This window comes from Kaistella treverensis (genome assembly GCF_900114045.1).
In the GTDB taxonomy this organism is placed as follows: domain Bacteria; phylum Bacteroidota; class Bacteroidia; order Flavobacteriales; family Weeksellaceae; genus Kaistella; species Kaistella treverensis.
The window spans coordinates 387,015-400,300 of sequence record NZ_FORQ01000002.1 but is presented as its reverse complement, the minus strand read 5'-3'; the positions used below and the strand labels follow the sequence as shown (position 1 = coordinate 400,300).

Here is a 13,286-nt window from a genome sequence, read left to right as displayed (position 1 = left end):
TTGAATTTCAATATTATCCAAAAAAAACTGGACATAAAAAAAACCGCCTTAAACAGCGGTTTTTTTTCTATTTTCTATCAAATTATTTTTTCAGATATTTTCCCGGATGTTCCAAATAAAGTTCGGAACCGAATGGAGTTAAAGTAGAATTTGTGCCCAGGAATTTCAGTTTCGGGTTGTACGGACTCACCATTTTATTTGCGCCCGCGCTTACACCTGTAATCAATTCCAAAGCTTTTGCTAAAGCCACATCGCCGGAAACATCACCAAATTCTTTCAGCTTTCCGAAATAATCAGCCGGTGCGAAAACATAGTTCGGTGCGATACCGCCGGAGACTGGATTTTCCTGCTTTTTCCCGTTATAATAGGAGAAAGTAATCGGCTGCATTGCCCAGGTATGCGATGTATTTCGTGTATTAACATCGGTATAATCGGAAGTTGGAGAATCGTATAAGGTGATGGAACCCACAAACTTTCCGTACGTTTCACCACCAATTGTGGTTACATTAATGTACGCTTTCAGTCCCTGGATTGTCAATTCACTTGCAGATGCAGAACCGCTGGAAGTCAGCACATAAACTCTGTTTAAGTTCAAGCTGTTTACTGGAACTGCACCGGTATTTTGTACGCCTCCACTGCTATAACTATACGTATTTACGGTCGTAGATAAATTATCGGTTTCGTCATACTGGTTGTGCTTATCGTTAAAATCCAAAATAACATACGGGCTACCGGTAAACTGTCCTGTTACCATCTGGCCAAGTGCTGTAGCCGTTTCTACGGATCCGCCGCCATTATATCGTAAATCTAAAATAAGATCGGTTACATTATCAGCTTTCATCTGACCAAAGGCCGCGTTCAGCTCATCATTATAATTCGACTGGAAGCCGTTATAAACCAAATATCCGATGTTTTTACCGTTAATTTTTTTGGTTTCGTAGTAAGCAACCGGATTTTCCTCTAAAGTCACCGCGGTTATGTTGGCGGTTTTTGCAGTTCCGGACGTTGTAATACCTGCTGATGATACTGTAACATCTTTAGCAACTGTTACAGAAAACTGGTCCGCAAACAAAGCGGTATAATTGCTTACGGTTAATGCTGCGCCATTTACTGCGCTGATGACATCACCTCTTTTTAAACCGGCTGCTGCTGCAGGTGAGTTCGGAACGATATAGTTTACAATTGCTACAACATCGGTATTTCCCGAGTTTTTCAAATATAAACTCAGGTCCATTCCGGAACTTTTGGAAACTCCGGCAAACTGAGCGATCAGTTCTTTATAATCCGGAACAATCCAGGAAAAACGGTCTTTATTTGGATAATCGTACAGCAGGCTGTAAAATAAATCATCAGGTTTTTTAGCATTTACAAAATTTGCGTAGTCATTTGGCGTTTTAAAATAGCTGTCGCCAAGTGCAGGTACATTTTTTTGCCAGTAATACCAGGAATTTAGTCCTTTCCAGACAAAATCATTGGCGCGAACCGGCGTTACAGCGGTTTCCGGTTTCGGCTGTGGCGTTGGATCATCATCACGGGAACATGAGCTAACAAGCGCTGCCGCTGCGAAAACTACTAAGTATTTTTTAAAATTCATTTTTTTTGATAGATTTGTAATTATGAAACTCAAAAATATAAAAAATATTTCTAGTAAATTGATAATAATTTCGCTTTTTGCTTGGATATTTTCCTGTGTAGGACAAAAATCTTATCCAGAAGTTAAAAATGCAACCTATAAACCTTACCAGATTAATGGTGAACGTGGTTATATTATAGAATTTGAGCTTTCAAATGATAATGTAAAACCCGCTGCAGTGGTAATTAACAGAATAAAAAAAACCATATCACCGGCTGATAAAAACGGTTTGAAATATCGGATAAACGTAATTGCGGAAACGCGGAAAATCCTTAATTATAAGGTGAAAGGTTCGGAAAAAGAAAACGGCATTTATTTCTCAAGTGAAAACGAGAAATCCTTTAAACCGGTGGAGTTTGAATTGAGATAAAAGAAGGAATTTCGGTTCTTTCTTTTTTTTGTAAATTTAATGGAATAAAAATCACACTGTTATGAAAAATTCCATCTTAAAAATTCCCGCCTTTATTGCGGTTTTTTTTCTGTCTGCGTGTAACGGCAACAATACTGTTACAGAAGAGTCAACGCCGGTAACCGAAAATCAGGCGATGCAAAATCCGGAAACCGCCGCCAAAAATTCACCGGAATACAATCCTGCGTTCCCCGGACAAACACGCATTGAAGGTGTAAAAACTAACACCGCGTACAACGTAGAGGTGGTAAACAGCAATTTAAATAAACCGTGGGGAATCGCGAATTTGCCCGACGGTCGTTTTATTGTAACCGATAAAACCGGCTACATGACCATTTTATCTGCGGACGGAAAATCCTTGAACAAAGTTGAAGGTTTGCCAAAAGTTGATGACAGAGGTCAAGGTGGTTTACTGGATGTTGCTTTAGACCCCGATTTTCAAACAAACCGCATGATTTACTGGAGTTTTACCGAACCGGTTACCGGAGGTAATCACACCGCGGTTGGTAAAGGAAAACTTTCAGCGGACGAAAAAATGATTGAAAATCCACAGGTGATTTTCCGTGCAACACCTACTTATGACGGAACCATGCATTACGGCAGCCGACTGGTTTTTGCTAAAGATGGAAACCTTTTCGTAAGCACGGGCGAACGTTCCGACCTCGAAACCAGACCGTACGCACAAAAAACTGACGCTTATTTGGGCAAAGTTTTGAAAATTACCAAAGACGGCAAGCCCGCAGCAGGAAATCCATTTACAGAAAATTCGGCATATAAACCGGAAATTTTTACCTACGGTCACCGCAATCCGCAAGGTTTGGCGATGGATGAAAAAGGCCAGCTTTGGGAAGCTGAAATGGGACCTAAAGGCGGTGACGAAATAAACCTCATTCAAGCCGGAAAAAATTATGGTTGGGGCGATGTGACCTACGGAATTGAATACAGCGGTAAAAAAATAAATAACGGAACCACACAAAAAGCCGGAACAGAACAGCCGGTTTATTATTGGGATCCATCCATTTCAATGAGCGGAATCGACTTCTACACCGGAAATATTGATGAATGGAAAAACAATTTAATGGTTGGTTGTCTGAGCGGCGAAAAAATTATCCGTTTGGTTATTAAAGACAATAAAGTGGTGGGCGAAGAATGGCTGCTGGAAGACAAAAAAGAAAGATTCCGCGATGTTTTAAGTGCATCCGACGGTAATCTCTACGGCATTACCGACAGCGGAAAACTTTATAAAGTTTCGAAAAAGTAGGAAATTTTCGGTCAATTTTCAAGTATTAAAAAACCTCCGCGATTGTGGAGGTTTTTTTTATGGTGTTAAATAGACCAAATTTCCATCAAAATCATCATTAAGATTTTTTAAAAGCCGCGCCGATTTGGTTTTGTTTAAAAATTCTTCAACGAAAAAACTCGTTTCGAAAAACTGGCGGTGGATTCCGGGCAGCAATTCCATGAAATAATCCATTCCGACTTTGTTATTGTGCAGATCCATTTTCTTTTCCAAAGGTTTATTTGGAAATAATTCTTCGTGCAGATCGGTCATTCTTTTACAATAATTTTGGGCTTTTTTAGGGGAAGAAATTTTGCAGCAATACATCATAATTAAACACGTCCAGAGCGCATGTCGGAACGCATTTCCCACGCCATTGTTCGAATGTGATTTAGGGAAATGTTTCTGCGCCAGGGCAAAACTTCGCAGCGTTGCGTAGAGTCCAAGCAGCGAAAACAGCGGATGCGGAAGTATCAAGCCTAAAAGTTTCAGTATTTTTTTGAAACTCAATGATGAAAGCGTGGTTAAAATTAATTTTAAATTTCTCATAAAAAAACAAATCCCACCTCAAATGAGGTGAGATTTTATTATTAATCCAATCTTTTTAAGCGTGGCTTAGCAATTTTACTGTTTGTGAAACTTTTTCCCGGATTTCAGTTCTTTTCACGATGAAATCTACAAAACCTTTTTCCTGAAGAAATTCGGAGGTTTGGAAACCTTCCGGCAAATCTTTACCAATGGTTTCCCGGATGACGCGCGGACCGGCAAAACCGATCAAAGCTCCGGGCTCAGCCATAATAATATCGGCTGTCATAGCAAAAGAAGCGGTAATTCCACCAAAAGTTGGGTCACACAAGTAAGCGATGTACAAAAGCCCCGCTTCGGAAAGCTGCGCAAGTTTCGACTGAACTTTTGCCAGCTGCATTAATGAATAAGTCGCTTCCTGCATTCTGGCACCACCGGATTGGCAAATAATCATATATGGAAGTTTGTGCTCGATGCAATAATCTACAGCACGGCGGATTTTCTCGCCCATCACAGAACCCAAAGAACCACCGATGAAACTGAAATCCATACACGAAATCACCATTTGCTCACCTTTCACGGTTCCCACCGCATTTCGGATGGAATCTGTCAATTTTGTTTTAGATTTTACCTCTTTCAAACGGTCTGTGTACGACTTGGTATCTTTGAAGTTCAACATATCCACACTTTCCACATTCGCGTCAAGTTCAGTGAATTTGTTGTCATCAAAAATAATTGAAAAAAATTCCTTGCTCCCAATTCTTACGTGAAAACCATCTTCCGGCGAAACATAATTGTTCGCTTTCAGCTCGTCATGCTCGATCACTTTTCCCGTCGGCGTCTGATGCCAAAGCCCTTTCGGCACATCTTTTTTGTCCTCGGTAGAAGTGGTAATATTTTGGGTTTTTCTTTTAAACCAGTCGAATGCCATATTTTTCTAAATTTTGGATTTTAAATTTTCCAGAATAAATTTTAGCTGCTAAAAGCATCTTTTTTTCTGTTTTATTTAAAGTGTATTGATGTTGTTCAAATCTTCGAAAGCCTGAACCAATCTTTTGCTGAAAGTTTCTTCACCTTTTCTTACCCAACCCCGCGGATCGTAATATTTTTTATTTGGTTTATCGTCACCATCCGGATTACCAACCTGAGTTTTCAGGAAGTCCAGATTTTGGTTCATATAATCACGGATTCCTTCGGTATAAGCGAATTGCAAATCGGTATCGATGTTCATTTTAATTACACCATAATCAATAGCTTCACGAATTTCCTCCAAAGAAGACCCAGAACCGCCGTGGAAAACGAAATTAATTGGTTCTGCACCCAAACCAAATTTTTGCGAAACGTATTTCTGTGAATTATCCAAGATTTTCGGTGTTAATTTCACATTTCCGGGTTTGTAAACGCCGTGTACATTTCCGAAAGCTGCTGCGATGGTAAAGTTCGGTGAAATTGCGCTTAATCTTTCATAAGCATAGGCAACTTCTTCGGGCTGCGTGTATAATTTTGAGGAATCCACCCCAGAATTATCAACTCCGTCTTCTTCACCGCCGGTAATTCCCAGTTCAATTTCTAAAGTCATTCCCATTTTTGCCATTCTTTCAAAATATCGGCAGGAAATATCCATATTTTCTTCAATTGGCTCTTCCGACAAATCTAACATGTGAGAAGAATAAAGCGATTTTCCGGTTTGTTTATAGAATTCTTCGTTGGCAACCATTAAACCATCGATCCACGGAAGCAATTTTTTCGCGCAGTGGTCGGTATGTAAAATTACGGTTGCACCGTATGCTTCTGCCAAAGTGTGAATGTGTTTCGCACCGGCGACACCGCCTAAAATTGCAGCCTGCTGACCGTCATTGCTTAAACCTTTTCCGGCGTTGAAAGCGGCACCACCGTTTGAAAACTGAATAATTACCGGTGAATTTAATTTGGCTGCAGTTTCCATAGTTGCATTTACGTTGCTGGAACCTATTACATTTACTGCTGGCAGCGCAAATTTATTTTCTTTGGCGAATTGAAAAATGTCTGTAACCATTTGTCCTGTGGCAACGCCTGCCGGAAACTTCTTGCTCATAATCGGAATATTTTAGAGTTGTATTTTTGCTGTTTTTTGGAACAGTAAAGTTAGGAATTTTATGTCGAATATTTAATTTCTTTTATCATTCCCCCAAAGCAGTTTCTGGCGGATGGTTTCGTAAAAACTTAAGCTTGGCGGGTGCACCAGCAGGATTTGGAATTTTGCTTTGCGCAGTATCACTTCGGTGTCGGTTTCCATGTGGAAAAGGCGCGAATCCAGAGATAATGAATATTGCGGCACGCGGCTTTTCACTTTTAAGCGAATCTCAACATCGTCGTTAACAATCAGCGGACGGACATTTAAATTATGTGGCGCAATTGGTGTGACAACAAAAGTGTCGTTATTTGGCGTTATAATCGGGCCGCCACAACTTAAGGAATATGCGGTAGAACCTGTAGGCGTGGAGATGATGATGCCGTCGCCCCAAAATGTATTCAGAAATTCATTATTAATATAGGAGTCCACCGTAATCATAGCGGTTGTTTCCTTGCGAGAAATCGTAAGGTCGTTCAAGGCAAAAGGAAAAAACATGCTGTTATTAGGGGAAATAATTTCGATTACCGAACGATGGCTGATTTTTACATCGCCTTTCAGTATTCTGTCGAGCTCCAAAAAAGCTTCTTCTTTGGTAAAACTCGCAAGAAATCCTAATCTTCCCGTATTTACTCCGACGACAGGAATTTCTAAATCCTGCACAAAAAGCAGGGAATTTACAATCGTTCCGTCGCCGCCGAAGGTAAAAAACAGATCGACTTTTTTCTCCTTTAAATCTTCCTTACCATCAAAGGTTTCGAAAACTTTAGAAAACTGCATCGCTTCCGCCATCTGACCATATAAAATCGCCTGAACGCCTCTTTTTTCAAGCTCCGAAACGAATTTGCTCAGGTATAAAAATGTATCCAGATCACTTTTCTGGCTGTAGATTGCAGCTTTCATTATTTTAAAATTCCATGTATTTCTGAAAAAACCCAAATCGGTCTTTCATTAAATCTTCTTTTTCGTCGTCATAATATTTAAGGACGACATTGTAGCCGTAACGTTCAAAAGTTTCATCGATTGAACTTAAGTTTCCGCTGCTTATTTTTAAAGTAATCTGTACATCATCACCAAGAAAAGCGCTGATATAGCAGCCGTAAATTTTAGCATTATTCGACTCCACAATTTTCGCAATTTCAGTCATCGAATAACTTTTTTCATTAATTTGAACGATCAGCATCGCACCGGTTTCCGAGAAAAGCGGATATTTTGCAAACTCACCAAACAGATCGTCGGCGCACATATAACCTAAATATTTCTCAGATTTATTTAGAATCGGTAAAATATTGGTGTTGTACGTGTGAAAAAGCTTTACAGAATCCAGCATATTTCCGTCTTCGAACAAGGCAAATTTTTCGTAATGAATTTCCAAAGAAGACAGCTGACCTTCCGGACTTTCATCTAAAAAAGACTGGCTGAGCGCACCCAGAAAAAACCCTTTTTTCTTGATAAAAACGTGGGAATATCCAAATTCCTTTGCCATTTCATTCGCGTCTTCAATAGAATCGGTGGTATTGAAGGCCGGATAATCTTTGGAAATATAATCTTTGATAAACATAAGCCAAATTTAGGAAAATTAAAAAAAAGAAGCGCCGCATAAATTAACCGTAAAAATCAGCAAAAAAATTTTAAAGCAATAACAAAATTTATATATCTTTGTAGCCTTTCATTTTTACTTTTTATTAGATTTATTTAAAACCGCAGGACTTCTGGCTCTTGCGGTTTTTCTTTTTTAGGCGTTTTAGCCCGTAAAAAAATCAGGCCTGCTAATATAATAAGTCCGCCTACAAACTGCATCACCGTTAGCTTTTCACCATCAATGATTCCCCAAATCACCGCGACAACCGGCATTAATAATGTTACCGTTGAGGCAAACAACGGCGTTGAAATATTCAGTAAACGATAATTCAGCATCATTGCGAGTCCGGTTCCGAAAATTGAAAGCAAACTCACAAAGCCCAAACCGATGAACAAACTTTTATTTGGCTGCAAATCATTGAAAAAACCTGCCATTACCAAGCCAACCAGCGAAGGCAAAATCAAAACAAAGGAAAATACAAAAGCGGAAAGAATTTTCGCCGGTATTTGATGCAATTTTGATTTTACGGTAGTTGTAGAAATTGCGTAACATAAAGTTGCAAGTAAAAGTAACAAAATCGGAATGACTTTCAGCTCGCCACTTTCACCGCCTGAAAGCGCTAAAATACAAGCTCCGGTGAAACTTATTACAACACCAATAAGTTGTCTTTTGGTGGTTGAAAATTTCCAGAACAACATACCGACGATAATCACGAAAATTGGCATCATGGAGTTTACAATCCCGGCAATGCTGCTGCTGAGCTCGGTTTCTGCAATTGGAAACAAGAACATGGGAATAAAATTACCGGTTATAGCGGCAAGAATTAACCATTTTAAGTGTTTCCTGGGGAACTTTTTAATGTTACTCAGCGCCACGGGCAAGAGCAAAATCCCTGCAATCAGCACGCGCAAAGCACCGACTTCGTACGGATTGAAATGCTCCAGCGATTTTTTAATTAAAATAAATGATGAACCCCAAATAATGGAAAGTACGATCAATAAAATCCATCTTTCTTTTTCAGGATTCATAGCTGTTGTTCTTTAGAATTTTTAAATATTCAGTTTTCGAAATCATTTTTGCGCCTAAACTTTCTAAATGATCAGAATGCGCCTGACAATCGATAAGCTCGAGATTTTTACCTTGGTTTTGAATAAAATTGATAAAACCTGCTTTTGATGCATTGCTAACTTTGGAAAACATGCTTTCACCACAAAAAATTTTACCGATCTGAATGCCGTAAAAACCGCCGACCAGCTCGTTATTTTGCCAAACTTCAATGCTTTTGGCTATTTTCAGTTCGTGAAGTTTTTCCAAAGAATCCATTAATTCTTCTGAAAGCCAGGTGCCGTCCTGATCTTTTCGGTAAATCGTTGCGCATTCTTCTAAAACCTGTCGGAAACAGGTATTTTCTGTGAAACTAAAAACTTCGTCACGTATAATTTTCCGCATCGATTTTGAAACTTTTAAATCTTCCGGGAAAAGCACAAAGCGCGGATCGGGACACCACCACAAAATCTCTTCACCCGGATTGAACCACGGAAAAATTCCGAGCTGGTACGCAAAAAGCAAGCGCTCCGGCGAGAGATCACCGCCAATGGCAATAACTCCGGATTCAGAATCGAATTGACGCGGGTCCGGAAAAGAAATTTCGTTCTGATCTAAGAGAATCATAGGAAAATGAAATCCTGCCGTGAAAGCAGGATTTTAAATTTTTTGTACTCAATTTTTTAGAAAGGCAAATCGTCGTCTTCCTCTTCGAAAACATTTCCGCCTTGTGCCGGCTGCGCGTTTGAAGATGAAGCTTGCGTTGGTTCCGCATCATTTGAAGCAACATTTTCCATTCTCCAACCCACGATAGAGTTAAAATATTTCACTTCACCTTGTGGAGAAGTCCACTCTCTACCTCTGATATTGATAGAAACCTTCACTTTATCACCTTCTTTTACCTGATTCAGCAAATCGCTTTTATCCTGTAAAAATTCAATATTTATAGGTTGTGGGTACTGTTCTTCGGTCATCAGGATCATTTCTCTTTTTTGAAAACCGCTTGCAAATGTCTGAAGTTCAGTTATTTTCTTTACTGTGCCTTGTAATTCCATGATATAAATTCGTTAAGTTGGTAAAAGTAATAAAATTGGACAGAAAAAGAAAGTTCTACAAGTATTTTTGAAAAATTAAATTTTTAAAAAAAATTATTGCTTTAAGTGGGAAAAGTTTTTATATTTGCACTCACAAAAAAACAGAACAGGTGTTCATTTCGCGGATGTGATGTAATTGGTAGCCATGCCAGACTTAGGATCTGGTGCTGTGAGGCGTGTGGGTTCGAGTCCCTCCATCCGCACAATTTTTTTAAATAAAATTTAAGGAAATTCATCGCGAAAATAGCTCAGCTGGTAGAGCACGACCTTGCCAAGGTCGGGGTCGCGGGTTCGAATCCCGTTTTTCGCTCCACTTGCCTTGGTGGTGGAATTGGTAGACACGCAGGACTTAAAATCCTGTGTCCGTAAGGATGTACGGGTTCAAGTCCCGTCCGAGGTACTTTAAACGCTGTTAATCATTTTGATTAACAGCGTTTTTTTTTTGCTTATACCAGAATTTTCCCTTTCAGAAAAAACCAAAAAAAAGCCCATTTAACCACGAAAAAATTCGCTTTCCGTGGGCTGGTACTTTTTTTGTTAGCTATTTGCAAATTAAAAAATCATGTCAATTCACAATCTTAAAACTTTATCCGAAGTTTATAATTCGCTTAACAAAAGAGGCATTACCAAAGAAATCTGTATGAATGAAGACCATCAGATGATTTTAGGTAAAAAAGAAAAAATTTATAATCCGGAAGATCTCGTTATCGTGAAATCTTACCGTTTCGAAGGTGAAAGTAATCCCGATGATAATGCGGTGCTGTATTTAATTGAAGACCGCGACGGTGAACTCGCTACGTTGCTCGATTCTTACGGCGCAACAAGCAATTACAGCGGCGAAGAATTCGATAATTTTCTGCGCAAAGTTCCTATTCACGAAAAAGCAGAATACGATATTCAATAAAAAATAAAATCCGGAAAATTTAATCTCCGGATTTTTTCTTGAATATTTTTTCGAAAAATCCGCGCTTTTTAGGCGCTTTTTTTTCTTCCGGTTTAGTGGTGATATTTTCCACTTTTTCCTTCACCTCGCTTTTGGTTTGCTGCAGGTCTTTTTTATTCTGTTCCAATGCCGTTTTGGTATTATCCATGGTGTTTTTAATGGATTTTTCGGTTTTCGGAGCGTTTTTTCCAAGCAAAGTTTTCTTTAATCCCTGTTCAATTCCGCGCCAGAAAAGATTGAAAAAAGACTTGCTTTTATCGCGTAACACTTCTTCAACTTCCACAGATTCGGGATAATTACCCGAATTTGTTTTCACAAAAATATTTGCGACAGCCGATAATAACTTATCTTTTTCACCGCTTTCTTTCAGCACGCCGATTTTCAGATTTTGGTGCAACATTTTTAAACTTCCATAAATCCCGCGCTGTGTGCCTTTAAAATTAAAAATCAAATCCGAAATCAGTCCTGTAGCCTGAATTTTTAGATATGGTTCAATAAACGGATTGACTCTGGAAGCCGGTAAATCCGCAATATTTCCGGAAATAGAAAACGCGTCGTTGAGGTTTGCCGTATCAAAACTCCATTTTACATTCATCGGCGAAGCATTCATAAAGCGGCAGGAAATATTTATTGGAACAAAAGTCGGTTTGCCTTTCATTTTTGCCGAATTCAGGTTTTTCACATTCATGTTGAAATTTCCAAACGTCAATTTTCCAGGGCCGTCGCTTTTTTTGGTGTCTTCTTCATATTCCAAAACGGAATTTTTTACATCAAGATTCTGAATGTACATCGGAAATTTAATGCTGCGCAATAATTTGGAATACAGCGGTTTTTCGCTCAAATCATCTTTCGGTAATTTGCTGCGGAAAATATTTGCATTCATTTGGTTTAAAGTCACCTGCGACGCATTCAGAAACTTTCTTTCAGAGAGAAAATCCCAATCACCGTTCATCGAAATCTGACTGACTTTTACATCATACAAATCTTTTTCTGTCGGAATCCTTCGGATGAATTGCGCGCGTGTGAGGCGTGGTTTTGCTGCAAAATTCGAAACCTGCAAAACATCTTTGTTCAGTTTCAGCAGCGACGCTGTAATGTTATAAAACTCCGTGGTGTACTGAAAATTCCGGGTTGTAAGGGCATATTTTCCGGTTTTGAATGGAAAAGGATTTTTCACCGTTTCGGCATCCATTTGAATATTTTGAACATAACCATTCAAACTTTTTAAAACAACCGGCGATTTTTCATTTTCAATGGAAATATTGCTGTTTCGAATTTCGAAGTTTTTCACCGTAAGCGGAAACTGTAAACCGGAAAAATTTGCCTTTTTAGCACCGTTTTTTTTAGCTGCTGAAATATTACCTTGAACGGAATTAAGCAAAACCTTCTGAACATCAACTTTCAGCTTATTTTCTATCAGCTTCAATTCCTTTATTTTAAGCTGAATTTGCTTAATATTTAAAGCTAGTTTGGTTTTATTTTCAGCAGAAATTACCGGCTTTAAGGCGATATTTTTTAAATCTGCATTTTTCGGGTTAAAACTAAAGTTTTCGATATTGATATTTTCGGTGTCTGAAACAAAGTTTAGGTGCTGTGCCGCAATATCAAAATTTGCATATTCGAACGGCAGCGATTCTGTAGAAGTTTCGCGGTTCATCAGAAATTTATTGATGTTCAGCGTCACATTTCCGGCAGAAAATTTCGGGGTTCCATCGGGTTTCAAAACAGAAACCTTTGCATTTTTAAAAAGCACATCTTCAAGATTAATTACCAAATCGAAATCCTTTTTTTTCTTATTTGGTTTTGCCGAAGTTGTTCGGATGTTCAGTTCTGGATTTTCAAAATGCGCGTTTGTGAGAGAAATTTTATTTTCGTTTACCTCAATATCGCTGAAATTCATTTCTGCGGTTTTAAAATCGTAAAGATTTTTATCCTTCGGATGATATTTGGTAAAATTTCGAAATGACAGCAGCGGAATCAGTGCGAAGTTTTTCACACTCATTTTTCCGGCTTCGGTGGTGATGTGTTTTGCGGTTATCGCATACACATTATCTGGTCGGAAAAATAAGTTTTGTCCCTGAATATCGTATTTATCAAAAACCACCGGAAGTTTTCGCTCCACACTTTCTTCGGTCATCTGAATATTTTCAACATTCAGATCGAGATTTTTTACCGAAAAATATTTTTGTTGAGTGTGTTTAAAAATCGAAATGTTTCCCCCTTTTATGGTCAAATTTTCGAAAACAACCGGATTTCTTTTTTTTCCGGTTTTTTCGTCAACGGGTTTTGCGAGCGTGATTTTCAGATTTGGACGGACTAAAACCAATTGCGAGGAATTGATGACCTTATTAAAAACAGCGTCGTAAATCCCGAGCCGACTTATCGAAAGCGAATCTATATGGCCTTGAAGTCCGATGACATTCGGGTTGGAGTTTTTTTTATTTTCAATGGAAATTGCTGAAGCAGAAATATCTCCGGTCACCAAATCGACTTTCAGATCATTATAAGCGACCTTGTAATTGGAGTTTTTTTTGATATATCCGGCAAGGTTATTTTGGAGCCAAAAATTGGTTCCAAAATTAAAAGCCAAAAAAATAAGCACTGTAACCGGCAAAAAAATGGAAAGATACCGGATGTAATTTTTCTTCATCCTTTGGATGAATAAAA

At 38.7% G+C, this 13,286-nt stretch carries 13 protein-coding genes and 3 tRNA genes; 6 read left to right on the top strand and 10 right to left on the bottom strand.

The features are described from left to right. Positions 1-82 precede the first annotated feature (82 nt). Positions 83-1,594, bottom strand: a complete 1,512-nt coding sequence (locus BMZ55_RS07265; RefSeq protein WP_089819766.1) for a S41 family peptidase — start codon at positions 1,592-1,594, stop codon at positions 83-85. Positions 1,595-1,652: 58 nt separating this feature from the next. Here BMZ55_RS07265 and BMZ55_RS07260 point away from each other — a divergent pair, with 58 nt between their 5' ends. Together BMZ55_RS07260 and BMZ55_RS07255 are read left to right on the top strand one after the other, a co-directional pair. Further along, a complete protein-coding gene (locus BMZ55_RS07260) occupies positions 1,653-2,003 on the top strand; it encodes a hypothetical protein (RefSeq protein ID WP_143068758.1) in 351 nt (116 codons plus the stop codon). A 61-nt stretch (positions 2,004-2,064) separates the two neighbouring features. Further along, positions 2,065-3,303, top strand: coding sequence for a PQQ-dependent sugar dehydrogenase (locus BMZ55_RS07255; protein WP_089819764.1), 1,239 nt, complete (start codon positions 2,065-2,067; stop codon positions 3,301-3,303). A 57-nt stretch (positions 3,304-3,360) separates the two neighbouring features. Here the strand turns inward: BMZ55_RS07255 and BMZ55_RS07250 are convergent, their stop codons facing one another. From BMZ55_RS07250 to BMZ55_RS07215, 8 genes are all read right to left on the bottom strand, one after another. After that, positions 3,361-3,870, bottom strand: a complete 510-nt coding sequence (locus tag BMZ55_RS07250; protein WP_089819763.1) for a DUF6973 domain-containing protein — start codon at positions 3,868-3,870, stop codon at positions 3,361-3,363. A 55-nt stretch (positions 3,871-3,925) separates the two neighbouring features. Next, on the bottom strand, positions 3,926-4,777 hold the full coding sequence (gene accD / locus BMZ55_RS07245; RefSeq protein WP_089819762.1) for an acetyl-CoA carboxylase, carboxyltransferase subunit beta: 852 nt from the start codon (positions 4,775-4,777) through the stop codon (positions 3,926-3,928). A 75-nt stretch (positions 4,778-4,852) separates the two neighbouring features. After that, on the bottom strand, positions 4,853-5,920 hold the full coding sequence (fbaA, locus tag BMZ55_RS07240) for a class II fructose-bisphosphate aldolase (protein WP_089819761.1): 1,068 nt from the start codon (positions 5,918-5,920) through the stop codon (positions 4,853-4,855). A gap of 72 nt (positions 5,921-5,992) precedes the next feature. After that, positions 5,993-6,859 carry an NAD kinase gene (locus BMZ55_RS07235; protein WP_089819760.1) on the bottom strand — a complete coding sequence of 289 codons (867 nt, stop codon included), beginning with the start codon at positions 6,857-6,859 and terminating at the stop codon, positions 5,993-5,995. A 4-nt stretch (positions 6,860-6,863) separates the two neighbouring features. After that, a complete protein-coding gene (locus BMZ55_RS07230; RefSeq protein WP_039340974.1) occupies positions 6,864-7,517 on the bottom strand; it encodes a CBS domain-containing protein in 654 nt (217 codons plus the stop codon). A 134-nt stretch (positions 7,518-7,651) separates the two neighbouring features. Then, positions 7,652-8,566: a DMT family transporter gene (locus BMZ55_RS07225; protein ID WP_089819759.1), complete on the bottom strand. Its 915-nt coding sequence runs from the start codon at positions 8,564-8,566 to the stop codon at positions 7,652-7,654. Beyond that, positions 8,556-9,209: a leucyl/phenylalanyl-tRNA--protein transferase gene (gene aat / locus BMZ55_RS07220; protein ID WP_089819758.1), complete on the bottom strand. Its 654-nt coding sequence runs from the start codon at positions 9,207-9,209 to the stop codon at positions 8,556-8,558. Before aat ends, BMZ55_RS07225 begins: the two co-directional genes overlap by 11 nt. Positions 9,210-9,265: 56 nt before the next feature. After that, the gene (locus tag BMZ55_RS07215; protein WP_089819757.1) at positions 9,266-9,637 is read right to left on the bottom strand and encodes a DUF3127 domain-containing protein; all 372 of its coding nucleotides are present in this window, start codon (positions 9,635-9,637) and stop codon (positions 9,266-9,268) included. 160 nt (positions 9,638-9,797) lie between these two features. Between BMZ55_RS07215 and BMZ55_RS07210 the strand changes: the two genes are divergently transcribed. From BMZ55_RS07210 to BMZ55_RS07195, 4 genes are all read left to right on the top strand, one after another. Then, positions 9,798-9,879, top strand: a tRNA-Leu gene (locus BMZ55_RS07210). Positions 9,880-9,913: 34 nt separating this feature from the next. Beyond that, a tRNA-Gly gene (locus BMZ55_RS07205) sits at positions 9,914-9,989 on the top strand. 3 nt (positions 9,990-9,992) lie between these two features. Beyond that, positions 9,993-10,076 (top strand) — tRNA-Leu (locus BMZ55_RS07200). 162 nt (positions 10,077-10,238) lie between these two features. Further along, on the top strand, positions 10,239-10,580 hold the full coding sequence (locus BMZ55_RS07195; protein ID WP_089819756.1) for a hypothetical protein: 342 nt from the start codon (positions 10,239-10,241) through the stop codon (positions 10,578-10,580). A gap of 19 nt (positions 10,581-10,599) precedes the next feature. Here the strand turns inward: BMZ55_RS07195 and BMZ55_RS07190 are convergent, their stop codons facing one another. Beyond that, positions 10,600-13,269 carry a hypothetical protein gene (locus BMZ55_RS07190; RefSeq protein ID WP_089819755.1) on the bottom strand — a complete coding sequence of 890 codons (2,670 nt, stop codon included), beginning with the start codon at positions 13,267-13,269 and terminating at the stop codon, positions 10,600-10,602. Positions 13,270-13,286 lie beyond the last annotated feature (17 nt).

What these genes read in the sequence shown, in the direction of transcription:
- aat (WP_089819758.1), bottom strand. Translation starts at nt 9,209, where the DNA reads ATGATTCTCTTAGATCAGAACGAAATTTCTTTTCCGGACCCGCGTCAA.
- accD (WP_089819762.1), bottom strand. Translation starts at nt 4,777, where the DNA reads ATGGCATTCGACTGGTTTAAAAGAAAAACCCAAAATATTACCACTTCT.
- BMZ55_RS07250 (WP_089819763.1), bottom strand. Translation starts at nt 3,870, where the DNA reads ATGAGAAATTTAAAATTAATTTTAACCACGCTTTCATCATTGAGTTTC.
- BMZ55_RS07195 (WP_089819756.1), top strand. Translation starts at nt 10,239, where the DNA reads ATGTCAATTCACAATCTTAAAACTTTATCCGAAGTTTATAATTCGCTT.
- fbaA (WP_089819761.1), bottom strand. Translation starts at nt 5,920, where the DNA reads ATGAGCAAGAAGTTTCCGGCAGGCGTTGCCACAGGACAAATGGTTACA.
- BMZ55_RS07225 (WP_089819759.1), bottom strand. Translation starts at nt 8,566, where the DNA reads ATGAATCCTGAAAAAGAAAGATGGATTTTATTGATCGTACTTTCCATT.
- BMZ55_RS07235 (WP_089819760.1), bottom strand. Translation starts at nt 6,859, where the DNA reads ATGAAAGCTGCAATCTACAGCCAGAAAAGTGATCTGGATACATTTTTA.
- BMZ55_RS07255 (WP_089819764.1), top strand. Translation starts at nt 2,065, where the DNA reads ATGAAAAATTCCATCTTAAAAATTCCCGCCTTTATTGCGGTTTTTTTT.
- BMZ55_RS07215 (WP_089819757.1), bottom strand. Translation starts at nt 9,637, where the DNA reads ATGGAATTACAAGGCACAGTAAAGAAAATAACTGAACTTCAGACATTT.
- BMZ55_RS07190 (WP_089819755.1), bottom strand. Translation starts at nt 13,269, where the DNA reads ATGAAGAAAAATTACATCCGGTATCTTTCCATTTTTTTGCCGGTTACA.
- BMZ55_RS07265 (WP_089819766.1), bottom strand. Translation starts at nt 1,594, where the DNA reads ATGAATTTTAAAAAATACTTAGTAGTTTTCGCAGCGGCAGCGCTTGTT.
- BMZ55_RS07230 (WP_039340974.1), bottom strand. Translation starts at nt 7,517, where the DNA reads ATGTTTATCAAAGATTATATTTCCAAAGATTATCCGGCCTTCAATACC.